Annotated in this window: 20 protein-coding genes; 13 read left to right on the top strand and 7 right to left on the bottom strand. The window is 61.6% G+C overall.

Translation table 11 applies throughout. From position 1 onward, the window contains the following. The first annotated feature begins 9 nt into the window (after positions 1–9). Positions 10–3054, top strand: a complete 3045-nt coding sequence (locus tag D1820_RS07190; protein ID WP_118068368.1) for an efflux RND transporter permease subunit — start codon at positions 10–12, stop codon at positions 3052–3054. A 590-nt stretch (positions 3055–3644) separates the two neighbouring features. Then, positions 3645–4358, top strand: a complete 714-nt coding sequence (locus D1820_RS07185; protein WP_118068367.1) for a serine protease — start codon at positions 3645–3647, stop codon at positions 4356–4358. Between the two features lie 128 nt (positions 4359–4486). Here D1820_RS07185 and glyA read toward each other — a convergent pair whose 3' ends face one another. After that, positions 4487–5794: a serine hydroxymethyltransferase gene (gene glyA, locus D1820_RS07180; RefSeq protein ID WP_118070090.1), complete on the bottom strand. Its 1308-nt coding sequence runs from the start codon at positions 5792–5794 to the stop codon at positions 4487–4489. A 118-nt stretch (positions 5795–5912) separates the two neighbouring features. Between glyA and D1820_RS07175 the strand changes: the two genes are divergently transcribed. Beyond that, positions 5913–6794 (top strand): LysR substrate-binding domain-containing protein, encoded by an 882-nt coding sequence (locus D1820_RS07175; protein ID WP_118068366.1) that lies wholly within the window; start codon positions 5913–5915, stop codon positions 6792–6794. Between the two features lie 82 nt (positions 6795–6876). Here the strand turns inward: D1820_RS07175 and carB are convergent, their stop codons facing one another. Continuing rightward, entirely contained in the window at positions 6877–10236 is a 3360-nt protein-coding gene (gene carB / locus D1820_RS07170) for a carbamoyl-phosphate synthase large subunit (RefSeq protein WP_118068365.1), read from the bottom strand. 188 nt (positions 10237–10424) lie between these two features. Between carB and D1820_RS07165 the strand changes: the two genes are divergently transcribed. The 5 genes from D1820_RS07165 to D1820_RS07145 all read left to right on the top strand — a co-directional run bounded on the left by D1820_RS07165 (position 10425) and on the right by D1820_RS07145 (position 16989). Continuing rightward, the gene (locus D1820_RS07165; RefSeq protein ID WP_118068364.1) at positions 10425–11576 is read left to right on the top strand and encodes an aminodeoxychorismate synthase component I; all 1152 of its coding nucleotides are present in this window, start codon (positions 10425–10427) and stop codon (positions 11574–11576) included. After that, positions 11519–12172: an aminotransferase class IV family protein gene (locus D1820_RS07160; RefSeq protein WP_118068363.1), complete on the top strand. Its 654-nt coding sequence runs from the start codon at positions 11519–11521 to the stop codon at positions 12170–12172. Before D1820_RS07165 ends, D1820_RS07160 begins: the two co-directional genes overlap by 58 nt. 168 nt (positions 12173–12340) lie before the next feature. Continuing rightward, positions 12341–14119: an aspartate--tRNA ligase gene (gene aspS / locus D1820_RS07155; protein ID WP_118068362.1), complete on the top strand. Its 1779-nt coding sequence runs from the start codon at positions 12341–12343 to the stop codon at positions 14117–14119. Between the two features lie 217 nt (positions 14120–14336). Then, positions 14337–15734, top strand: a complete 1398-nt coding sequence (locus D1820_RS07150; protein ID WP_118068361.1) for a DUF1800 domain-containing protein — start codon at positions 14337–14339, stop codon at positions 15732–15734. Positions 15735–15747: 13 nt separating this feature from the next. Beyond that, positions 15748–16989 carry a DUF1501 domain-containing protein gene (locus D1820_RS07145; protein ID WP_118068360.1) on the top strand — a complete coding sequence of 414 codons (1242 nt, stop codon included), beginning with the start codon at positions 15748–15750 and terminating at the stop codon, positions 16987–16989. Positions 16990–17143: 154 nt separating this feature from the next. Here the strand turns inward: D1820_RS07145 and D1820_RS19100 are convergent, their stop codons facing one another. Next, complete coding sequence (locus tag D1820_RS19100; RefSeq protein WP_158524467.1) at positions 17144–17284, bottom strand: hypothetical protein; 141 nt, start codon at positions 17282–17284, stop codon at positions 17144–17146. A gap of 1 nt (position 17285) precedes the next feature. Then, complete coding sequence (locus D1820_RS07140) at positions 17286–18005, bottom strand: response regulator (protein WP_118068359.1); 720 nt, start codon at positions 18003–18005, stop codon at positions 17286–17288. Positions 18006–18227: 222 nt separating this feature from the next. Here D1820_RS07140 and mce point away from each other — a divergent pair, with 222 nt between their 5' ends. Together mce and D1820_RS07130 are read left to right on the top strand one after the other, a co-directional pair. After that, a complete protein-coding gene (gene mce / locus D1820_RS07135; protein ID WP_014875354.1) occupies positions 18228–18632 on the top strand; it encodes a methylmalonyl-CoA epimerase in 405 nt (134 codons plus the stop codon). 57 nt (positions 18633–18689) lie between these two features. Further along, the gene (locus D1820_RS07130) at positions 18690–18965 is read left to right on the top strand and encodes a DUF1467 family protein (RefSeq protein ID WP_014875353.1); all 276 of its coding nucleotides are present in this window, start codon (positions 18690–18692) and stop codon (positions 18963–18965) included. A gap of 91 nt (positions 18966–19056) precedes the next feature. Here the strand turns inward: D1820_RS07130 and D1820_RS07125 are convergent, their stop codons facing one another. Both D1820_RS07125 and D1820_RS07120 read right to left on the bottom strand, forming a co-directional pair. Then, positions 19057–19761, bottom strand: a complete 705-nt coding sequence (locus tag D1820_RS07125) for an EI24 domain-containing protein (protein ID WP_118068358.1) — start codon at positions 19759–19761, stop codon at positions 19057–19059. Then, positions 19758–20336, bottom strand: coding sequence for a nitroreductase family protein (locus D1820_RS07120; RefSeq protein ID WP_118068357.1), 579 nt, complete (start codon positions 20334–20336; stop codon positions 19758–19760). Before D1820_RS07120 ends, D1820_RS07125 begins: the two co-directional genes overlap by 4 nt. A 213-nt stretch (positions 20337–20549) precedes the next feature. Here D1820_RS07120 and D1820_RS07115 point away from each other — a divergent pair, with 213 nt between their 5' ends. After that, positions 20550–20846: a DUF167 domain-containing protein gene (locus D1820_RS07115; protein WP_102896583.1), complete on the top strand. Its 297-nt coding sequence runs from the start codon at positions 20550–20552 to the stop codon at positions 20844–20846. Positions 20847–20910: 64 nt separating this feature from the next. Here D1820_RS07115 and D1820_RS07110 read toward each other — a convergent pair whose 3' ends face one another. After that, a complete protein-coding gene (locus D1820_RS07110; RefSeq protein ID WP_024096422.1) occupies positions 20911–21159 on the bottom strand; it encodes a hypothetical protein in 249 nt (82 codons plus the stop codon). A 149-nt stretch (positions 21160–21308) separates the two neighbouring features. Between D1820_RS07110 and D1820_RS07105 the strand changes: the two genes are divergently transcribed. Together D1820_RS07105 and D1820_RS07100 are read left to right on the top strand one after the other, a co-directional pair. After that, positions 21309–22034: a M48 family metalloprotease gene (locus D1820_RS07105; RefSeq protein ID WP_096869186.1), complete on the top strand. Its 726-nt coding sequence runs from the start codon at positions 21309–21311 to the stop codon at positions 22032–22034. Beyond that, the gene (locus D1820_RS07100) at positions 22031–22417 is read left to right on the top strand and encodes a YigZ family protein (protein ID WP_254683375.1); all 387 of its coding nucleotides are present in this window, start codon (positions 22031–22033) and stop codon (positions 22415–22417) included. The genes D1820_RS07105 and D1820_RS07100 overlap by 4 nt, the downstream gene beginning before the upstream one ends. Positions 22418–22445 lie beyond the last annotated feature (28 nt).

Raw genomic sequence — 22445 nt, 5'->3', positions numbered from 1 at the left:
GCGGATCTCATGGACATTGCACGCGGGTCGATCAATCGGCCGCTTTATACATGGCTCATCATGCTTGCCGCGCTGTTTGGTGGGATCTGGGGGTTCCTGAACCTCGGACGGCTCGAAGACCCGGCCTTCACCATCAAACAGGCGGTGGTCATCACCCAATATCCTGGTGCCAGCGCTGAGCAGGTGGCGCTTGAAGTCTCTGAACCGCTGGAATCGGCGATCCAGAAAATGGGAGAGGTGAAACAGATCACCTCAATGAACCAGCCTGGGCTTTCGCGCATCGACGTTGAGATGCAGGACACCTTTGACGGAAGTGAGCTGCCGGCCCTCTGGACCAAGCTGCGCAGCGAGGTCGAAGATGCGGCACGCGAACTGCCTGAGGGGGTCAGCGCGCCGTTCGTCAATGACGGGTTCGGGGATGTGTTCGGCGTCTTCTATGCGGTGACAGCCGAGGGGTACACTGATGCAGAGCGCCACGAACTGGCGACCTTCCTGCGCCGTGAACTGCTGGCGGTGGATGGCGTGGCCGATGTCGAAATCGCGGGCCTGCCGGAAGAGGCGATCTTTGTCGAACCGAAGATGGCGATCACCGTAAACCAGAACATTCCGATCAATGCAGTGTCGAACGCTCTGGCCACGGCCAATTCGGTGCGTTCTGCGGGCCAAGTTGACAATGGGCCGGTGCAGACGCGCGTCAGCGCTCCGGAAGGCTCCGACTCCGTGACGGAAATTGCGGGTCTTACCGTGGGGTCTCAGGGCGAGGTCATCAATATTATCGACATGGCCGATGTCCATCGTGGCCGGGTGGATGATCCGTCCCAGATCATCCGCTTTGACGGTGTCGAGGCATTCACCATCGGGGTTGCAGGTCTGGCGACAGAAAATATCGTTGAGGTGGGCCAGCGGGTGGACGCGCGTCTGGCTGAGCTGGACAGTCAGATCCCTTACGGTGTTGAGCTGAAGCCGATTTACCAGCAGCATGTCGTCGTCGATCAGGCGTCCAATGACTTTCTGGTGAATCTTGCGATGTCGGTCGGCATCGTGGTGATCGTGCTGGCGATCTTCATGGGCTGGCGGGCTGCCATCGTTGTGGGCACCACGCTGTTGCTCACGGTTGTCGGAACGCTGATGTTCATGAATTTCTTCTCCATTGAAATGGAGCGGATTTCCCTTGGCGCGTTGATCATCGCGATGGGGATGCTGGTGGATAACGCCATCGTTGTGGCGGAAGGTATGCAGATCTCCATGGCGCGCGGGCGGAATTCTCGCGAGGCTGCGCATGAGGCGGCATCGAAAACCCAGATCCCGCTGCTGGGGGCAACCGTCATTGGCATCATGGCCTTTGCCGGTATCGGCCTCAGCCCGGATTCAACCGGTGAGTTCATGTTCTCGCTGTTTGCGGTGATTGGTATTTCGCTGCTGCTCAGCTGGCTTCTGGCGCTGACGGCAACGCCGCTTCTGGCTCACTATTTCTTCAAACAGGGGAGCGGTGACGATCATGATGCCTATTCCGGGATCCTGTTCCGCACCTACAGCAAGATTCTGCGGCTGTCGCTGACACTGCGCTGGTTTGTGGTGCCGGGACTCATTGCGATCACCGTGCTGTGCTTCATAGGCTTTGGCCAGGTAAAGCAGCAGTTCTTCCCCAACTCCAACACGCCCTTGTTCTTCGTGCACTACAAGCTGCCGCAGGGCACGTCGATCACGACCACCTCACAGCATATGCGTGTGTTTGAGGAATGGCTGGCAGAGCGGGACGATGTGGAAACGACGAGCACATTTGTCGGGCAGGGGGCCACGCGCTTCATGCTGACCTATGATTCCGAAGATCCAACCCCCAGCTATGGGCACCTCATCATCCGGGCCACCAGCCTTGAGGCGATCCCGGCGCTGCAGGCGGATCTGGAGGCCTTTGGTCAGGGGCGCTTCCCTGAGGGCGAATTCCGCACCAAACGGCTGGTCTTTGGCCCCGGGGGTGGCGCCCCGATTGAGGTGCGGTTTGCCGGGCCTGACCCCCGGGTGCTGCGTCAGCTGGGTGAGGAGGCAATGCAGCGTCTGAAACAGGCGACACCAGATATTCTGAGTGTGCGTCAGGACTGGCGCGAGCAGGAAATCACGCTGAAGCCGATTTATGCCACGGACCGGGCGCAGACCGCCGGTGTCACGCGGGAGGCTATCGCGGATGCGCTGCAATTCTCCACCGATGGTCTGCGGGCGGGTGTGTTCCGCGAGCGGGATCGCTTGATCCCAATCGTTCTGCGCCGTGCCGAGGTTGGTGAATATAATCTGATGGATCAGCTGGTGTTTTCTGAGGCGGCAGGTAAATTTGTGCCGCTTGAGCAGATGGTCGACGGGATTGGCGTGGTGGTTGAAAACACTCTTGTCCATCGCCGTGATCGTGTGCCCACGCTGACCGTTGGTGCAGACATTCCGGCAGACCTGACCGCAGCCAGCGTGTTCTCGCAAGTCAAGGATACCATTGAGGAGATCCAGCTGCCTGCGGGTTACACCATGGAATGGGGCGGGGAGCATGAGAACTCTGCCGACGCCAATGCCAGCCTTGGTAAGCAGCTGCCGGTCACGATCCTGATTATGGTGCTAATTTCGGTGCTGCTGTTCAATGCGATCCGCCAACCGATCATCATCTGGCTGTTGGTGCCGATGTCGGTGAACGGGGTGGTGATTGGCCTCCTTGGAACTGGTATGCCCTTCACCTTTACCGCGCTTCTCGGTCTGCTCAGCCTCTCTGGCATGCTGATCAAGAACGGTATTGTCTTGGTTGAGGAAATCGATCTGGTCAGGGCGGAAGGCAAACCGCTGCGTGAGGCCATTGTCGAGGCGTCCGTGTCGCGTCTGCGCCCGGTCATGCTGGCGGCGGTTACCACCATCCTTGGCATGGCACCGCTGCTGACCGATGCCTTCTTTGTGTCGATGGCAATCACCATCATGGGGGGGCTGGCTTTTGCCACTGTCCTGACCTTGGTGGCCGCGCCTGTGTTCTATCTGATCTTCTTCGGGCGGGATGAAAAACGCGAGCAGGCCGCAGCAGCCTGACCACGGCGCCTGATATTTCAAGAGAAAGCCCCGGTTGCAGAACCGGGGCTCTTTTGTTGTGCAGATCACCTTCTGATTGCGGGGTTGGCTCCGCTGGATAGGTGTTGGACCGGCATAGGCTACGCGGCAAGGTCCCTGTCCAAGGCGGATCCCGGTGTGGCGGTTGGTATTTCGGCCCCAAAACCCGGCGATGACCCGAGCGTGATCTCTTAAGACTTATGCGGTGGCAAAGCACCGACAGGATTCGCCCCAATTGCCAGTTTGGCGGGCCAAATTCCGCCTTAATCCCCGCGATTCCTTTCCAGATCTCAGCGCCAGGCCCGTATCCACAGGGAAAATCGCACTGAAATCCTTGCTGGAAAAATGACATTTTTTCCGATGTTTGAGCGAAATTTCCCTAAAAATGTTCAGAGAGGTTAAGGAAAATATAGTGCTGTGGCAGTCCTATGACCGCAGTCGCTGTGCGCGTTAACTGATTGTTAAACATGTCACATTCTGCGCGCCTTTCTGACAGCTCTCCACAACTCCAAGCCGCATTCCAGCCTCAGCCGACCCCGAAGATGGCGATGTGGGAAATATAGGAGTGGACCATGAAACGCATTATCGGGCTTATCGCCGCCGCTATTATTTCAAGTACAACCTTTAGTCCTTCTGCCGAGGCGCAGTCCTCAGGGGTCAGGGCCGTGCAGGGGTGGGAAGCCGTCGGACGGCTCAACATCGCTGGGCGCAATATGTGTACCGGCAGTCTGATCGCGCCCAATCTGGTGCTGACAGCTGCGCATTGTCTCTACAATCCGCAAACCGGGCAGGCCGTGAACCCCCGAAACATCAAATTCGAGGCCGGTCTCAATGGTCGCCGGGCCAAGGCATCGCGCCGTGTTGTCAAAGCCGTCGTCCATCCCGGATATCGTCACAACTGGTCCAGTCGCAGCGAAGCGGGCAGCGATATCGCGGTCTTGCGTCTGGATCGTCCGATTGCAGGCAGCCAGATCCGACCCTTCGTATTGGCCGCAGCCCCAACACCGGGCGACAGTGTTGATGTGCTCTCCTACACCGTCAATCAGGCCACCCGCCCGGCCCGTGAACAAGGCTGCCGGATCCTGTCGACCAGAAGCGAAACACTGGTGACCTCTTGTCGGGTAGAATACGGCGCCTCCGGCTCGCCTGTGCTGCAGATGCGCAAAGGCGGAGCGCCGCTGCTGGTTTCGGTGATCTCGGCCAAGGCTCAGATCGGCCGCAAGCGGGTGTCGCTGGCCACCACCTTTGATGGATCACTGCGCAGGCTAATGCGCCGCGCAGGCTGAGCTGGGCCTGCCCAGCCTCCGCTCCGTTTCCCACAAAAGCGTCTGTGGGAGGTGGGCAGCGTCCAGTCAGACAAACCCCCCGGAGCATCTGCTTCGGGGGGTTTGCTTTTTGGAGATCGGGAACCACGTCAGTGAATGAAATGAAGCCGATCAAATTGCCGCCGCCAAGCCGAAACCTGATCCAGCACCGCCTCCCCGCGCAGAGCTGCCGCGATCAGTGCAGCCAGTGCAGCGGAGTCCTTGCTCGTCATGCCCCAGCGCACCAATTCTGGCGTGCCGATCCGCAGACCGTTCATGTCGCCCTTAACCGCAGGCAGGGGCAGGCCGATACCGCAGGCCAGAAATCCGCTCTTCCGCAGTAGCTTCGATGCAGCCTGCCCGCCGCCATAGGTCTCGGCGCGCAGCGCAAACTGATGGGACATGGTGATGCCGTCTGCTGTTTTGAACAGCGGCAGGCCTTCTGCCTCCAGCGCCATCGCAAGGCTCTTTGCCATCGCAATCATTTCGGACGCATAGGCCCGGCCGTGATCGCGCCAGTCCAGCAGGGTCACCGCGAGGGCTGCGGATTTTGCCACATCAAAGTTCGCCGTCATGCCGGGAAAGGCGATGCTGTCCAGCGCCTTGGCGATTTCGGCATCGTTGCTGACGATCAGCCCACCGGCAGGACCACCAAGGCTCTTGTAGGTGCTCATGGTCATGAAATGGGCGCCCTCGGCCAGCGGATCGGCCCAGGCCTTCCCGGCAATGATCCCACATTGATGGGCCGCGTCAAACATGACTTTGGCACCAATCTGATCCGCGATCGCACGCACGCCTGCAACGGGATGTTCAAACAGGTTGAGACTGCCGCCGATGGTGATCAGCTTGGGGCGTTCCCGCTCTGCGAGCTGCTGAAGGGCCTCCAGATCGACGGTGTAGCCATCTTCGAGCACCGGCGCCTCGATACTGCGTAGCCCATAAAGCCCGGCACAGCCGGCGGCGTGATGGGTCACATGTCCACCGATGCTGGCAGGCGGTGCGATGATGGTGTCGCCGGGGCGGCAGGTCGCCATAAAGCCGTAGAGATTGGCGAGCGCGCCGGATGGCACCCGGATTTCTGAAAATTCCGCATCAAAGACCTCGCAGGCAAGACGCGCTGCAATGACCTCGATTTCCTCAATGGCCTCTAAACCCATCTCATATTTATCGCCGGGGTGCCCCAGCGACGGTCGCGATCCCAGACCCGAGGCCAGCAAGCCTTCCGCCTTTGGGTTCATCACATTGGTGGCAGGGTTGAGGTTGAAGCAGTCTTCCTCGTGGATCACACGGTTTTCTTCGACCAGGGTCGCGATACGATCCAGCAATTGATCGGACGCTGCACCGGCCGTGGCGCGGGTGATGTCCTCGATCCGGGTGATACTCGCTTCGGGAAGCCAGCTGTTGGGCGCTTGGGGCATCTGATCCTCCATCTATGGATAGCTCTGTCTGTGCTCACCTTGCGCCCGATGGGCGTGACCGGGCAAACCAGATTTGCTATTTGTTGGCGTAGAAAAACTAAGCCTGAAGCGAGTTGCCATGTCTGTTTCTCCTCCACGCCCCAAGGGCCCACCTCTGAACGCGATGCGGGCGTTTGAGGCCGCCGCGCGTCTCAATGGTTTCGTCGCTGCGGCACAGGAACTGGGGGTGACACCCGGCGCGGTGTCCCAGCAGGTAAAGGCGCTGGAGGACTGGACGGGCACGCCGTTGTTTCAGCGCAACCCGCAGGGGGTGTTGCTGACCGCGGCGGGGCAGGCGCTGTTGCCAAGCTTCGTGGACGCGTTTGATGCGCTGGGTGCCGCGACGCAGGCCTTACGATCGCTACGACCGGTGCAGGAGCTGCATATCGCCGCCCTGCCTTCCATTGCGCAACTGTGGTTGCCGCAGAGGCTCGACCGTTTGCGCAGGGCGCTGCCAGATCTGAAAATCTCCGTCACGGCGATGGAGGAACCTCCAAATCTCAACCGTGAGCTCTTTGATTTTGCGATTTTCTACGCCTCACCTGAGGAGCGCCCGGAGGCAGCGCGGGTCTTGCAGGGAGACCGGATCTTTCCGGTTTGCGCTCCGGCGGTTGCTGCGGGGCTGAACCATCCGGAAGACCTGTCACAGGTCGCGCTGTTGCAGGATCAGACCTGGGCCGGGGATTGGACGCAGTGGCGCAAGAGCACCGGACTGGTTTTGCCAAATGCCGACAGCGGCCCAGCCTATTCGCTCTACAGCCTGGCCCTGCAGCAGGCGATTGCCGGAGTCGGTGTGCTGATGGGGCATGAGGCATTGGTTGCTGATGCGCTGGATCAGGGCAGCCTGATGTGTCCGTTCAAGGATCTTATCGCGGACAGCGGGCGCCAGCTTATCCTTGTCCAGCCACCGCGCGCCAGAAGAGGCCCGGCGCATGAGACCATATTGGGGCTACTGAAATAGAGCGGCAGTTGCGATAGCAAAAAGGCCCCGACACGTTTGTCGGGGCCTTTTGAATGGTTCGTTTTCAGCCAATGTCGGCTGATCAGCCCTGCAGGCTCTTCACCTCAACATCGCCCTCAGCCTGCGCCTTGATCGCGCGGGCGGCGGCATTGGCGCCGGCAGCGGTGGTGAAATAGGGGATCTTGTCATAGAGCGCGACGGACCGCATGTCCTTGCTGTCCTGCACGGCCTGCGCGCCTTCTGTGGTGTTCATCAGCAGCTGGACGTTGCCGTCCTTCAGCATATCGACCACATGAGGGCGGCCCTCATAGACCTTGTTGACCAGCTCGCAGGGCACGCCATGGCCGTCCAGCCAGCTTTGGGTGCCGCGTGTTGCGACCAGGGTAAAGCCCTGTTCCACCAGAATTTTCGCCGCATCCAGCATCAATGTGCCCTTGTCGGCATCCTTGATCGAAATGAACGCGCGCCCTTCGGAGGGCAGCACCATACCGGCCCCCATCTGCGCTTTGAGGAAGGCGCGGGCAAAGCTGCGGTCCCAGCCCATGACCTCACCGGTGGAACGCATCTCCGGCCCCAGCAGCGTATCGACGCCGGGGAAGCGGGCAAAGGGCAGCACGGCTTCTTTCACCGAGAACCAGGGCATGTCGGGATCCGCCAACGTCATTGGGTCGGCCATCGGCACGTTGACGTCATAGCCGGCATCCGGCTCATACGGCGCACGCTTGGGGAAATTCGACAGCGGTTCACCGGCCATCACGCGGGCGGCGATGGAGGCGATGGCGCTGTCGGTGGATTTCGCCACAAACGGCACGGTGCGCGAGGCACGCGGGTTCACCTCAATCAGGTAGATCACCTCATTGCCATCGGCATCGGGTTTCACCGCGAACTGGATGTTCATCAGGCCGACCACATTCAGCGCCTTGGCCAGCGCATTGGTCTGGGTCTTGACCTCTGCAATCACCTCTTTCGACAGCGAGTAGGGCGGCAGAGAGCAAGCACTGTCGCCGGAGTGAACGCCTGCTTCCTCAATATGCTGCATGATGCCGGCCACATGCACATCCGTGCCGTCGCAGATTGCATCAACGTCCAGTTCCACCGCACCGGAGAGATAGCTGTCGAGCAGAACCGGGCTGTCCCCGGAGACCACAACCGCCTCCGCGATGTAGCGCTTCAACTGGTCCATATCGCGCACGATTTCCATTGCGCGGCCGCCCAGAACATAGGACGGGCGGATCACCAGCGGGAAACCGATTTCTTCTGCGATCTCAATTGCCTGTGCGTCGGTGGAGGCAATGCCGTTACGCGGCTGCTTCAGACCCAGCTGGTTGACCAGCGCCTGGAACCGCTCGCGGTCCTCGGCCAGGTCAATGGCGTCAGGTGAGGTGCCGAGGATCGGAATGCCTTCCTCTTCCAGCGCATTGGCCAGCTTCAGCGGTGTCTGGCCGCCGAACTGGACGATGACGCCATGCAGGGTGCCGTTTTCCTGTTCCTTAGTCAGGATCTCCATCACATGTTCGAACGTCAGCGGTTCGAAATACAGCCGGTCGGAGGTGTCATAGTCGGTCGACACGGTCTCCGGGTTGCAGTTGATCATGATGGTCTCATAGCCCGCATCGGTCAGCGCAAAACAGGCGTGACAGCAGCAGTAGTCAAACTCGATCCCCTGACCAATCCGGTTGGGGCCACCGCCGAGGATGACGACTTTTTTCTTGTCCGAGGGGCGCGCCTCGCATTCCACATCGCCAAAGGCCGGAGCCTCATAGGTGGAATACATGTAGGGGGTCTGGGCCTCGAATTCGGCGGCACAGGTGTCGATCCGCTTGAAGACGGCGGTGACGCCAGCGTTGCGGCGGGCGCGGCGCACGTCACTCTCACTCTGGTCGGTCAGTTTGGCCAGACGCGCATCGGTGAAGCCCAGCATCTTGATCGCGCGCAGACCATGCTCGTTCTGGGGCAGGCCTTCGGCGCGGATCTTGGCTTCCGCGTCAACGATTTCGCGGATCCGGGCCAGGAACCAGGGGTCGAATTTGGTGACTGCGTGGATGTCATCATCGGACAAGCCGTGGCGCATCGCCTGGGCGATGGTGCGCATCCGGTCCGGGGTCTGTTGGCTGATTGCCTTGATCACTGCGGCTTTGCCGTCGGTCTCATCCTCGGCGCCGGGGATGGCCACCTCATCAAAACCTGTGAGCCCGGTCTCCATCGAGGCCAGCGCCTTTTGCAGGCTCTCATGGATGGTACGGCCAATGGCCATGGTCTCACCCACAGATTTCATCGCGGTGGTCAGATAAGGCTCTGAGCCTGCAAATTTCTCAAACGCAAAGCGCGGGATCTTGGTGACGACATAGTCGATGGTCGGCTCAAACGATGCCGGGGTCACGCCGGTGATGTCATTGTCCAGCTCATCCAGCGTGAAGCCAACCGCCAGCTTGGCGGCGATCTTGGCAATCGGGAAGCCGGTCGCCTTGGAGGCCAGCGCCGAGGAGCGCGACACGCGCGGGTTCATCTCGATCACCACCATGCGGCCATCAGCAGGGTTCACCGCCCATTGCACGTTGGATCCGCCGGTTTCCACGCCAATCTCGCGCAGCACCGCAATCGAGGCTGAGCGCATCATCTGGTATTCTTTGTCGGTCAGCGTCAGCGCCGGGGCCACGGTGATCGAATCACCCGTGTGGACGCCCATCGGGTCGATATTCTCGATCGAGCAGACGATAATCGCGTTGTCGGCGGTGTCGCGCACCACCTCCATTTCGTATTCTTTCCAACCCAGCAGGCTCTCATCCACAAGGATCTGATTGACCGGTGAGGCATCCATGCCGGAGCGGCAGAAATGGATGTAATCTTCGCGATTATAGGCGACCCCACCGCCGGTCCCGCCAAGGGTGAAGGCCGGGCGGATGATTGCGGGCAGGCCGATGTCTTCCAGCTCATCCAGAGCCATCTGAACACCGGCGTCCAGATCGGCACTGCCGTTGTCTTTCTTCGGCGCTGTGATGATTGTGGCGCGGGGGTTTTCCAGCCCAAGCCGATCCATCGCCTCGCGGAACAGCTTGCGGTCTTCTGCCATTTCAATGGCTTCGCGCTTGGCGCCGATCATCTCAACGTCGAATTTCGCCAGCACGCCCATCTCTTCCAGCGCCAGCGCGGTGTTCAGACCGGTCTGCCCACCCATCGTCGGCAGCAGTGCGTCGGGGCGTTCTTTTTCAATGATTTTGGCAACCACTTCGGGCGTAATCGGCTCGATGTAGGTGGCATCCGCCAGACCCGGATCAGTCATGATCGTCGCCGGGTTCGAATTCACCAGAATGACCCGGTAGCCCTCTTCGCGAAGTGCCTTGCAGGCCTGCGCGCCTGAGTAGTCAAACTCACAGGCTTGGCCAATGATGATCGGCCCCGCACCAATGATCATGATCGATTGGATATCGGTTCTTTTCGGCATGGCCTGAATCCCTCTGATTTGCGCGAGTCATGGGCACCCCCGTGCGCCCAAATTGTCCTGCGTTATAGGGACCGCGCCGAAAGGTTCAAGGGGGATCGGAAACCGAATTGGAAATGCCGCATCCATGCCTTTTGTTCGCATAGCGAACGGATATATGTGGAGAGGCAAGATAGACGGAGCAGGCAGACGTGCGGATTCGCTTTGATCAGGGGCCAAAGGGGGCCGCCACATGTTTTGACACCCCGCTGCGCATCATTCGCGCGGACGGGCCGGACGATGTGCCCGCGGCCTTGGCGGCGCTGGATACGGCGCGCGATGCCGGGCACTGGCTGGCGGGCTACGCGTCGTATGAGCTGGGCTATGCGCTTGAACCGAAACTGGCGAGCCGGATGCCAAGGGAGCGGCGGCTGCCGCTGATCTGCTTCGGGGTCTATGATGAGCCCTCTGGTGAAACGGATCGGGCATTGCCTGACCTACCCCCTGGCGATGCGGGTTTGGAGGGCATCACCCCCCGCTGGACCTATGACCGCTATGCCCAGGCCTTCGCCGAGGTGAACCGCAATATCGGCAAGGGCGACATCTATCAGGCCAACCTGACCTTTCCGATTGATGCGGATGCCTATGGTTCTGCCGAGGAACTTTATGCAGCGTTGAGAGCCAGACAGGCTGTCGGCTACGGCGCCCTGATCGAACAGAACGACCTGCCGGATCTGTTGTCCCGCTCGCCTGAGCTGTTTTTCCGCACCGATGCGGAGGGCGTGATTGAGACCCGCCCGATGAAAGGTACCCAGCCGCGCAGCGTTGATCCGGTGGAGGATGCCCGCCGCCGCGACTTCCTGCGTCAGGATGAGAAAAACCGCGCTGAAAACCTGATGATTGTTGATCTCTTGCGCAACGACATTTCTCGCGTGGCTGAGACCGGTTCGGTTCATGTGCCCGAATTGTTTGCCGTCGAGAGCTATGCGACGGTGCATCAGATGGTTTCCATGGTGCGCGCCAAATTGCGCCCCGACGCCGGGTTGGCAGAGATCTTCGCGGCGCTGTTTCCCTGCGGGTCCATTACCGGCGCACCGAAAATTCGGTCGATGGAGATATTGGCCGATCTGGAACCCTGGGCGCGCGATATCTACTGCGGCACAATCGGTTGGGCGGCACCGGATGGGTCGTCCGAATTCAACGTGGCCATCCGCACGCTGATGCTCGACGAGGGCCGCGCGACGCTCAACGTGGGCGGTGGCGTGGTCTGGGACAGCACCGCAGAATCCGAATATGAGGAAGCGCTATGGAAAGCCCGGTTCGCCCGCGTGACGCCATCCAGAACGATCCCGCTTTCCGCCTGATCGAGACGCTGGGCTGGCATCCGGGGCAGGGGTTCCGGCATCTGTCGCAGCATCTGGCCCGACTGGCGCGCAGTGCGGCAGCCTTTGACCTTGCCTTTGATCCTGAGGAGGCGGCGCGCGTATTGGCTGAGGTGACCGGCACAGCACCGCTGCGCTGTCGGCTCACGCTGGGCGTGGATGGGCAACTGGCGCTGGTCACAGCGCCGCTTGGCCAGACACCGGCGCAATGGCGTCTGGGCATCGCGGAGACCCTGCTGGACGCGGGGGATATTTGGTTGCAGCACAAAACCACCCGCCGCGCGCTCTATGACGCCGCGCGCGCCGCCCTGCCGGAGGAGGTGGATGAGCTGCTGTTTCTGAACGCGCTCGGTGAGCTTTGCGAGGGCACGATCACCAATCTCTTTGTCACTCGCCCGGACGGGCAGATGGTCACTCCGCCGCTGTCTTGCGGCCTGCTGCCGGGTATCCTGCGGCAGGTGCTGCTGGCGCAGGGGAGGTGCGAGGAGGCTGTGCTGCGGCTTCAGGATCTGAAGCAGGCAAAAGCCATCCATATGGGCAACTCTCTGCGGGGGCTGATCCCGGCACGGCTGGTATAGCAGCGAACTGGGGGTTTCAGGCGTCAGACTACGTGGAAATCACCCAGTTTGCTTGACAACGCCGCCGCAACCTAGTGTACCACCCCGGACGAATTCCGCGCCGTTCTGGCGCATCTCCCGATTGACGGCCCGCCCGGTCATATGACCGGTATAACGAAAGGTCACCCCATGCACGACTATCGCAGCCATACCTGCGCCGAACTCAACAAATCCAACGTCGGTGAGACCGTCCGCCTGTCGGGCTGGGTCCACCGGGTGCGCGACCACGGCGGCCTTCTGTTCATCGACCTGCGCGACCATTACGGTGTGACCCAGGTCATGGCCGACCCGGACAGTCCGGTGTTTGCCGAGATCGAGAAGGTGCGCTCCGAATGGTGTATCCGCATTGATGGCAACGTGAAGGCGCGCGACGAGAGCCTGGTGAACGACAAGATCCCCACCGGTGAGATCGAAGTCTTCATCCGTGACATCGAAGTGCTCGGCAAATCCGAAGAGCTGCCGCTGATGGTGTTTGGCGAACAGGAATACCCGGAAGAAACCCGCCTGCGCTATCGCTATCTCGACCTGCGTCGTGAGAAGATGCAGAAGAACATGCTCTTGCGCTCCAACATGATCCAGTCGATCCGTCGCCGCATGTGGGACAAGGGCTTCAACGAGTATCAGACGCCGATCATCACCGCCTCCAGCCCCGAAGGCGCGCGTGACTTCCTGGTGCCGTCGCGCCTGCACCCGGGCAAATTCTATGCGCTGCCGCAGGCGCCGCAGCAGTTCAAGCAGCTGATGATGGTGTCGGGCTTTGACAAATATTTCCAGATCGCGCCCTGCTTCCGCGACGAAGACCCGCGCGCTGACCGTTCACCCACCGATTTCTACCAGCTCGATCTGGAGATGTCCTTTGTCACCCAGCAGGATGTGTTCGACACCATCCAGCCGGTGATGCAGGGCGTGTTTGAGGAATTCGGGAAGGGCCGCAAGGTCGACAGTGAATGGCCGCAGATCTCCTATAAGGATGCCGCCAAATGGTACGGCACAGACAAGCCGGACCTGCGCAACCCGATCAAGATGCAGGACTGCTCCGAGCATTTCCGCGGGTCTGGTTTTGCGATTTTCGCGAACCTTCTGGAAAACGAAGGCACCGAAATCCGTGCCATCCCGGCCCCCACGGGTGGCTCCCGCAAATTCTGCGACCGGATGAACAAATTTGCCCAGGGCGAAGGCTTGCCGGGCATGGGCTATATCTTCTGGCGTGATCAGGGCGAAGGCATGGAAGCCGCCGGCCCGCTGGCCAAGAACATCGGCCCGGAGCGGACCGAAGCCATTCGCCAGCAGCTGGGTCTGGGTGTCGGCGATGCGGCCTTCTTCCTCGGTGGTAAGCCAAAGACCTTCGAAAGCGTTGCAGGCCGCGCCCGCACCGTGATCGGCGAAGAGCTGGGTCTGACCGACAAAGACCGCTTTGCCTTCTGCTGGATCGTGGATTTCCCGATCTACGAGAAGGACGAAGAAACCGGCAAGATCGATTTCGAGCACAACCCCTTCTCCATGCCTCAGGGTGGCATGGACGCGCTGCTGGACGATCCGCTGGCGGTCAAAGGCTATCAGTACGATCTGGCCTGCAACGGCTACGAACTGGTCTCGGGCGCGATCCGGAATCACAAGCCGGAGATCATGTTCAAGGCGTTTGAAATTGCGGGCTACGGCAAGGAAGAAGTTGAGAAGCGTTTCGGCGGCATGGTCAACGCGTTCCAGTACGGCGCCCCGCCGCACGGGGGCTGCGCGGCCGGCATCGACCGTATGGTGATGCTCTTGGCTGATGAGGCCAACATCCGCGAGGTTATCATGTTCCCGATGAACCAGCGTGCCGAAGATCTGATGATGGCGGCGCCCTCTGAGCCGATGAGCGAACAATTGATGGAGCTGGGCCTGCGGGTGATCCCGCAGGATCAGTAATCCGATCAAAATATGATACGAACAGGCCCGGGCAATTGTCCGGGCCTGTTTGCTTTTGGAAGGGCGCTGCGGCCTCCCCAGCGGAGAAGGTGGAAAAACGCGCCTGCAGTGCATAGGTTTGCAGGGCGCCGCAGGTCGCCCAAAAATTGACCTGTGGGTCGGCGCCGCAATGCACGACCGTTCAACGGCGATATCAGTTGAGAAAGGCCCGAACACGATGCGCTTTGATCCTGAACTGGCAGAGATCCGCTTTGGTTGCGGTCTGTCGCCACGCCACGTGCCACCGAAGGGGCCAGACGAAATGCTCACAGCCCTGCAGGCCCCGGATCGGGCAGCGGCTGACTGGCCGATACCAGGGTTCGACGGTGCCTTGGCCGATGCACGTGACTATTCTGCCGCCCGCCGTGCCCGTAAGGCGGCCATCGCAGGTCCGCAGTTTGAGGCGCGGGACAAGGATCTGAAACGCCAACGTGCCCGGATGCGGGATCATCAGGCGGCATGGTTCACCCAGCGGCTCCTGCGCTGTATCACAACGGCAAACGGGTTTCGCGAACGCCTCACGCTGTTCTGGGCCGATCACTTTACTGCGCAGGGCAAGATTGCCGCCCTGCGCTACGGGGCGACCCCCTATGTGGAGAGTGCGATCCGCCCCAATATCGCGGCCCGGTTTGAGGATCTGCTGATTGCGGCGGTGACCAGTCCGCTGATGCTGCATTATCTGGACCAGCACCGCTCCACCGGTCCCAATAGTCGCCGCGCGCGGCGCGTGGCCCGGCGGCAGGGGCGCGTGGTTGGCCTCAATGAGAATCTGGCGCGCGAAGTGCTAGAGCTGCATACGTTGGGGGTGGGGGCGCCTTACGGGCAAAAGGATGTGCGCCAGCTGGCGGAGCTGTTCACCGGGATGATCTATAACATTGAGGATGGCTTTAAATTCGCGCCGGGTTGGGCGGAACCCGGTGCAGAGATCGTGCTGGGGCAGCGCTACGATGCGGAAATCACGGGGCTCGCGGCGATCAAACAGGCGTTACGGGATCTGGCCCGGCATCCGGCGACGGCGGATCATCTGGCGGGGAAGCTTGCGGTGCATTTTACCAGCGATACGCCGGACCCGACGCTGGTGGCGCATCTGGCAGACCGCTACCGGGCGACCTCCGGCGATCTGATACAGGTCTATGCGGCACTGCTGGAGCACCCTGCTGCATGGGAGACGGATCTGGGCAACGTGAAACCGCCTTTTGCCTATCTTGCCTCCGCCTGTCGGGCGCTGGCGATGCCACCTGCGGCCCTGACCAAACTCAGCCGCCCTCAGGTGAACCGGTTCTTTCTGCGTCCAATGCAGCGCATGGGCCAACGCTGGGAGTTTGCGGGCGGTCCCGACGGCTGGCCGGAGGCGGATGGCGACTGGATCACACCGCAGGGATTGGCGGAGCGGTTGCGCTGGTGCATGTCGGTGCCGGTGCAGCTGATGGAAACGCTGCCTGCGCCGTTGGAGGCCCTGCAAGATGCGCTTGGCAATCGCGCCACCGCGCAGCTGCAGTTTGTTGCAACCGCAGCCGAGACCGAGCGGGAGGCGGTGGGGCTGATCCTGGCCGCGCCCGCCTTCCAGCGCCGGTGAAAGGGAAAGCTCGATGACAAATATACCGCCGACCCCCTCTACCAGCCCGCCTGCCAGCCTGTCCCGACGCAGCTTTCTGGCGCGCTCCGGCCTGATCGGCTGTTCGATGGCGGCCAGCCCGCTGCTGACACCTGTCAGCTTTGCCGCTGCCCCCTGGGACACAAGGCTGGTGGTGATCATTCTGCGCGGCGGCATGGATGCCATTGATGTGGTACAGCCCTATGGCGATCCGGCCTATGCCGGGCTGCGGCAAACCCTGCTGGGCGGGCCGCAGAATGGGGCGGCGGACCTTGATGGTTTCTTTGCGCTGCATCCGGCGCTGGCGCCGTTGATGCCGCTGTGGAGGGCCGAGCAGCTGGGGTTTGTGCAAGCGGTCTCCACCCCGTATCGCAACAAGCGCAGCCATTTTGATGGTCAGGATCTCCTGGAGGCGGGTACGCCGGGGCTGCATCAACGCCGCGACGGCTGGCTCAATCGGCTGCTGCAGGTGACCCCAGGGGCGGAGGCGCGCACCGCCTTTGCCATCGGACAGGGGGAGATGAAACTGTTGCAGGGGGCGGCGCCAGTCTCTGATTGGTCGCCGGATGCCGAGATCGCGCTCAGTCCGCAGGCGGAACGCCTGGCGGGGCTGATGATGGAAGGGGATCCGCTGTTTCACGCCGCGTTGGCCGAAGCGCTGGATCTGGCTGACAGCGCAAAGGCGGACGCAGCCGCTGGGCGCGCCGGAACCACAGGGCAGGGTCCGCGTCGTGCACCGCCCCACCAGCGGATCGCCAGCTACGCGGCGCAGCAGCTGCGTGGGGAGAGCCGGATTGCCGCCTTTTCGATCAACGGATGGGACACGCATAATCGCCAGAAAGGCGCGCTGACACGGGCGCTGCGCCGTCTGTCCGATACGATTCTGACACTGCATGGCGATCTGGGGCCGGCCATCTGGGACAAGACGGCGGTGGTGGCGATGACAGAATTTGGGCGCACCGTGCGGGAAAACGGCACTGGCGGGACGGATCACGGGACTGGCGGTGCCATGGTACTGGCCGGGGGCGCGATCAGGGGCGGTCGGGTCCACGGGCACTGGCCCGGTTTGACCGAGGCCGCGCTGTTTGATCGCCGCGATCTGATGCCCACCGGCGATGTCCGCGCGCAGATGGGCTGGATCATGCGGGGCATGATCGGCACCGACCATCAGGCGATTTCGGATGTGATTTTCCCCGGCGTCGAGATGGGATCGGATCCGGGTTTGGTGCGGCGCTAGGGAGATCTCGCAGAACCGTCGACTGAGATCAGGCGAGTTCGAGCTGTTGCACGGTATTGTACCGTCTCGGATATGAGGCGCTTGCCAGCGAAATCACCAGCAGGCCACGCTGTGATGACATCGGGCGCGGTGGCGCTGTGTCAGCGCAGACGGATCAGCGGTCGCTGCGTTCAAGGATGACCAGAGATCCCAGGCTGCGATCGCGGTTGCGGCGGATTTCTCGGGCAGAGAACCGCGCCTGCAGGTATAAAACGATGCCCAAAGTGGCGGATGCGATAAGGACGACTTCGATCATCTCAGATGGCGACCTTCTGTTTCAGACGTTCCTGCACCAGCCCGGCAACACGCGCGGCAACAGCGGCGACGGGGCGTCCGGTGCTACGGGCGTCCGCCAGATCGGCGGCGGCCCCGGCCAGATGGGAATCGCCAACGCTGCGGGCGACACCCCCAAGAAACTGCGCGACATAGTCCAATGTCTGTCCCTCCTCAGCTTCGTTCAGCACCTCAGCGGCGTGGGACATATCATCCTGAAAGGCGAGGAGATCAGGCTCAATCACCTCATCGGTCAGCTCATTTGGGCCAGACAGCTGGCGCTCGGCGGGCAGGCGCGACAGGATCGCGGATTGAAAGGCCGCAAGCGAGGTGATCGGCTTGGCCAGAAACCCATCGGCCCCGGCTGCCATCGCCATCGCCTCTCCTGCCTCATCACCGGAAATGCCAAGGATCACGCCAACCCGCGGGCTGGCCTCCGCCATGGCGCGTATCAGATCGGCACCGGAGCCATCCGGCAGGCCAAGATCGGCAATCACCACGGAGGGACGATAAACTTTCAGGTGCCGATGGGCAGATTTGAGACAGTCAGCGCGCCGGATCCGGGCGCCACTGCGCAGGCACAGCAGGCGCATCGCCTCGCAGGCGTATCGGCTGTCTTCCACCACAAGAATTGTCAGCCCCAGCAACGGTCGTTTCGTCGTGGGCAGGCGGTGGGCGGCAGCAAACAGTTCCGAATCGTCCATGGCTAAGGCTCCTGGCTGGATACGACTCAACGCTAGGGAAACGGGGCTAACAGCTGGTTAACATTCCAGGCGCGCCTTTAGGTTGAATCGAATTCACTGGGGTAAATCGATGCAACGGGGCGTTATTGCAGTGAATTTTCTGCCGCGCGGATTGGCGCACTTGCCCACAGGCAGCAGCTCTTTGATAAGTCTGGGCAGACAGATCACTCAGGAGACCGCAAAATGATTGGCCGCCTCAACCACGTCGCAATCGCCGTGCCCGACCTAGATGCCGCTTCGGCGCAGTACCGCAACACCCTGGGCGCCAAGGTGGGCGCGCCGCAGGATGAGCCGGATCACGGCGTCACCGTGGTGTTCATCGAACTGCCCAACACCAAGATTGAGCTGCTCTACCCGTTGGGCGAGGCCTCGCCCATCGCAGGGTTTCTGGAGAAGAACCCGGCGGGCGGCATTCATCACATCTGCTATGAGGTCGACGACATCCTTGCCGCGCGCGACCGGCTGAAGGCGGAAGGCGCGCGGGTGCTTGGCTCCGGTGAGCCCAAGATTGGCGCCCATGGCAAACCGGTTCTTTTCCTGCATCCGAAGGATTTCAACGGCTGCCTGGTGGAATTGGAACAGGTTTGACGCTATCTGCCCCTTAACCCCTCGCAGTGGGGCGGGGGTATCAGAAGGACAGTTATCATGGGTGTGACATCCGGTTTGGTTCTTTATGCGGTGATCTGGTTCATGACCTTTCTGATCGTGATCCCGATCCGCATTGAGACGCAGGGCGACCGTGGCGAGATCGTGCCGGGCACGCATGCCGGGGCGCCGGAGCATCATTATCTGAAGCAGAAGGCAGTGATCACAACGATCGCCGCGGCCGTTCTCTGGGCGATCATCGCGACGATCATCCTCAGTGGTTGGATCACGGTGAATGACTTCGACTGGTTTGACCGGCTGCCTGATCCGCAATAGGCGCGCGCCTTAGACAACGATAATAGCGAAACAGGCGGGCATAGGCCCGCCTGCATTCATGTATGACTGTTGCGATAGTCGGTGACAGGGATCAGCGCGCAGCCACCTCCTGCCGGGCCAATCGGTGGAACAGATGGGTGAATGTCGCCGCCCCGATGATCGGTATCAGCAGGTTCACCAGCGGGATCGACAGCGGCATTGCCATCAACACGCCTGCCATCCAGACGGTGCCCAGATGTTTGCGCCGCAACCGCTTTGCCTCTGGCAGACCCAGGCGGCGGGCCGCCGCCAGCGTGAAATATTCACGTCCCAGCAAAAACCCGTTCAGCCCCCAGAAGATAAACAGCGCAAAGGGGGCAAACATGAAATACAGCACCAGCGCCAGTACATTGGCCACCACCAGAACGCCGAGGAAATTGATGGTGTCGCGCACCCCATCCCAGAATGGTGTCTTGATTGCGGGGGGCAGGCCCGGATAGTGGCGATCCTCCACCGCCTGCGCGACCTCATCCAGAAACATCGAGGTGATGGCCGAGGCCACAGGCACCATCAGGAACACCGACAGAACCAGCATCAGCACCAGAGAGGTGATCGACAGCAGATCATCGATCCAGGTGACAGGGCCAATCAGTGGCAGGCTGGCATCGGGACCGACCAGCCATTGGATCAGCGCCAGAAACGCCGCATAGGTCACCACCAGCAGTGCCACGGTCAGACCGACGCCCAGAAACAGGACCTTGCGGAAACGGGGATCGCCGAGCTGGCTCAGCGCTTTGGTGAAATCGGTCAGTATCATTGATCCATCCAGGTTGTCAGCGCGTCCAGATCCGGGCGGGGCCGTTCCGGCGGGGCCGAGGCTTCTGTTGCAATATGGATCAGCCCAGCGATCCGCTCATGCGGGCGCAGGCCAAAGGCTTCGGCGCAGAATTCGGCGTCATGGCTGGCCCAGCCCGACAGCCAATTGGCCCCCCAACCGGCAGCAAGGGCCGCATTCAACAGGGCCAGGCAGACCGCCCCGGCGGAGTAGGTCTGTTCGATGGCTGGGATCTTTGGGCTGGCTTTCTGCACCTCGACCACGGCGACGGCCAAATGGCCCAGCTCAAACTGGCTGCGGGCTTTTGCGATGTCCTCCGCCGATTTGCCAAGCCGCTCACCGGCCTTGCTGGTCAGATCTGCCAGCCGCGCCATTGCGGGTTTCTCGATCACGACAAAGCGCCAGGGCTCGAGCTTGCCATGATCCGGGGTGCGCGCGGCGGCACGCAGCAGCGGCATCAGCGCGGCGCGGTCTGGCGCCGGGGCGACCAGTGTTTTGGCCGGGCGGGAGCGGCGCGACAGAAGAAACGTCAGGGCAGCATCATTGCGAGGGGGCATATGTGAAACCTTTTTACATCTACCGCCCATGTCGGCAGGGCGGCGCGGGTTTTCAAGGGGCGATCCGGGAGGGCAGCGGAATTTACCTGACTGGCGCGGGCATGAGGGCTGGCGGCATCTGCGGTCCGAACGCGGGGTCTGTGGCAGGAAATATCCCGGACGCCCGTGCAAAGTCTATGGAATCCGCCACTAATTCGCGCCATCACTGCGAATATGGGCAAGCCAAAGCAGAAAGACCTCCCCGATCTGAGTCATCTGGCCGTCGCTGGCGGCGAGATTGCCGTACGTGTCACTCCGAAGGCCGCGCGCAATGCGGTGCTTCCAGCTGCGCAGGCTGAAAGCGGGCAGGGGGCATCACTCAAGATCACGGTGACGGCGGCGCCGGAAAACGGCAAGGCGACCGCTGCGGTTCAGGCGCTTCTGGCGCGCGCCATGCGGATTGCGCCCTCGGACCTGGAACTGCTGCGTGGCGCGACCTCTCGCGACAAGGTGTTTGCCTACCGTCCCTGACGGCGGCGTCCGCCATGAATTATCACGACCTCAACGCAGGCTGACGGCGCTCTTCTTCAGAGCGCTAGCTCTCCCCCTCATCCTCGCGGGTAAATCGGTAGACCCCTTCGGGCAGGTCCAGCGCCGCAGCCAAATCCCGGACCTGACTGTGAGAGAGGGTGATTTTCTGCACCCGGTCGGTGCGCGGGTCCAACTGCTCGACCGTGACACATTCGGTGAAAATATTGATGGAAACATCCTCCATCAGCTGGGCGGTCTCGTCATCGACGAGGGTCACGACTGTGGCGTCGAATTCATGCTCAATGGTAAACATATGTCCAGCTTGCCACCGGGCCGCCCCCGCTGACAAGGCTTTGTCGCATCACGTATTCTTGCGGCACATTGCAGCCGCCGGAGCTTCGTGCGATTGATCCTATGTCTGCTGTCGCGATAAGATGGCACTGGCAAAGCAAAGGAGATGTCATGCGTCGAGTCTTGCTGATGATGGGATGTGCGCTCACCATGGGGCTGGCAGCCTGTGATACCGTGGTCGACACCGGGACCGCGCCCGCCGCGCGGCCCTCCGGCCCACCGGCGCAGGGCATGTCCCCGGCTGAAGGGCGCAGCGCCTTTGCGGCGGTCACCCGCGTGGTGGAACCGGTTTCAGAACGTGAATGCCGTGCCCGGACGCAAGGCCTGAACTGCGACTTCCTGATCCGGATTGATCCCAACCCCAAGGCACCGCCAAATGCCTATCAGAGCCAGGACCGGTCGGGGCGCCCTGTGATCACCTTCACCCAGCGGATGCTGGGGCAGATTGCCAATCGCGACGAACTGGCCTTTGTGATGTCGCACGAGGCCGCACACCATATCCGTGGTCATCTGGCACGCAAACGCCAAAGCGCGGTTGCAGGCTCGATCCTGCTGGCCGGGCTTGCGAGCGTTTCCGGTGCCAGTGCCGCTGATGTGGCCCGCGCGCAGGATCTTGGCGCCGCTGTGGGCGCGCGAACCTATTCCAAGAATTTTGAACTGGAGGCGGATGAGCTGGGCACCATCATCACCCACAAGGCCGGGTATCGTCCCAGCGTCGGGGTGAAATTCTTCTATCGTCTGCCCGATCCCGGTGATCGTTTCCTCGGCAGCCACCCCGCCAACCCGGACCGGGTGCGCGTGGTCAATCAGACGATCCAGAAATACAACCTGAATTGACCGATTTGGCGCAGTCCGTCGCCTCCCTGAGGCAGCTTGGCGTGGTGCTGAGCGACCGTGGCTCGCGCTACGCGGTCAGCGGCGCGCAGGTCACCAGCCGGGGGCAGATCGACGCGGTGCTGGCAGAGCTGAAATCCGACCGTAGCTATGCCAAGGCGACCCACAACACCTGGGCGGCGCAACTGCCCAGCGGTGGCCTCAAAGCCGATGATGGAGAGAGCGGCGCCGGTATGGTGATCCTGCGCATGATGGAGCGGGAGGGGCTGCGCGACCATGTCATCATCGTCACCCGCTGGTATGGCGGCAAGAAGCTGGGCGGCGACCGGTTTCGTCGGGTTCAGGATGCGGTGCGCGCCTATTTCGATCAGGTGACCGCCAGCTGAACCGAGATCCCATATGCCGGGCTGTTTG

This window comes from Phaeobacter sp. LSS9 (assembly GCF_003443595.1).
GTDB classification, from domain to species: domain Bacteria; phylum Pseudomonadota; class Alphaproteobacteria; order Rhodobacterales; family Rhodobacteraceae; genus Phaeobacter; species Phaeobacter piscinae.
This window is presented reverse-complemented; position numbering and strand designations above follow the sequence as displayed.

Coding starts and splice junctions, on each gene's coding strand:
- carB (WP_118068365.1), bottom strand. CDS start 10,236: ATGCCGAAAAGAACCGATATCCAATCGATCATGATCATTGGTGCGGGG.
- D1820_RS07130 (WP_014875353.1), top strand. CDS start 18,690: ATGGGTGTGACATCCGGTTTGGTTCTTTATGCGGTGATCTGGTTCATG.
- mce (WP_014875354.1), top strand. CDS start 18,228: ATGATTGGCCGCCTCAACCACGTCGCAATCGCCGTGCCCGACCTAGAT.
- D1820_RS07105 (WP_096869186.1), top strand. CDS start 21,309: ATGCGTCGAGTCTTGCTGATGATGGGATGTGCGCTCACCATGGGGCTG.
- D1820_RS07190 (WP_118068368.1), top strand. CDS start 10: ATGGACATTGCACGCGGGTCGATCAATCGGCCGCTTTATACATGGCTC.
- D1820_RS07185 (WP_118068367.1), top strand. CDS start 3,645: ATGAAACGCATTATCGGGCTTATCGCCGCCGCTATTATTTCAAGTACA.
- D1820_RS07150 (WP_118068361.1), top strand. CDS start 14,337: ATGCGCTTTGATCCTGAACTGGCAGAGATCCGCTTTGGTTGCGGTCTG.
- D1820_RS07140 (WP_118068359.1), bottom strand. CDS start 18,005: ATGGACGATTCGGAACTGTTTGCTGCCGCCCACCGCCTGCCCACGACG.
- D1820_RS07160 (WP_118068363.1), top strand. CDS start 11,519: ATGGAAAGCCCGGTTCGCCCGCGTGACGCCATCCAGAACGATCCCGCT.
- glyA (WP_118070090.1), bottom strand. CDS start 5,794: ATGCCCCAAGCGCCCAACAGCTGGCTTCCCGAAGCGAGTATCACCCGG.
- D1820_RS19100 (WP_158524467.1), bottom strand. CDS start 17,284: ATGATCGAAGTCGTCCTTATCGCATCCGCCACTTTGGGCATCGTTTTA.
- D1820_RS07110 (WP_024096422.1), bottom strand. CDS start 21,159: ATGTTTACCATTGAGCATGAATTCGACGCCACAGTCGTGACCCTCGTC.
- D1820_RS07145 (WP_118068360.1), top strand. CDS start 15,748: ATGACAAATATACCGCCGACCCCCTCTACCAGCCCGCCTGCCAGCCTG.
- D1820_RS07120 (WP_118068357.1), bottom strand. CDS start 20,336: ATGCCCCCTCGCAATGATGCTGCCCTGACGTTTCTTCTGTCGCGCCGC.
- D1820_RS07115 (WP_102896583.1), top strand. CDS start 20,550: ATGGGCAAGCCAAAGCAGAAAGACCTCCCCGATCTGAGTCATCTGGCC.
- aspS (WP_118068362.1), top strand. CDS start 12,341: ATGCACGACTATCGCAGCCATACCTGCGCCGAACTCAACAAATCCAAC.
- D1820_RS07175 (WP_118068366.1), top strand. CDS start 5,913: ATGTCTGTTTCTCCTCCACGCCCCAAGGGCCCACCTCTGAACGCGATG.
- D1820_RS07125 (WP_118068358.1), bottom strand. CDS start 19,761: ATGATACTGACCGATTTCACCAAAGCGCTGAGCCAGCTCGGCGATCCC.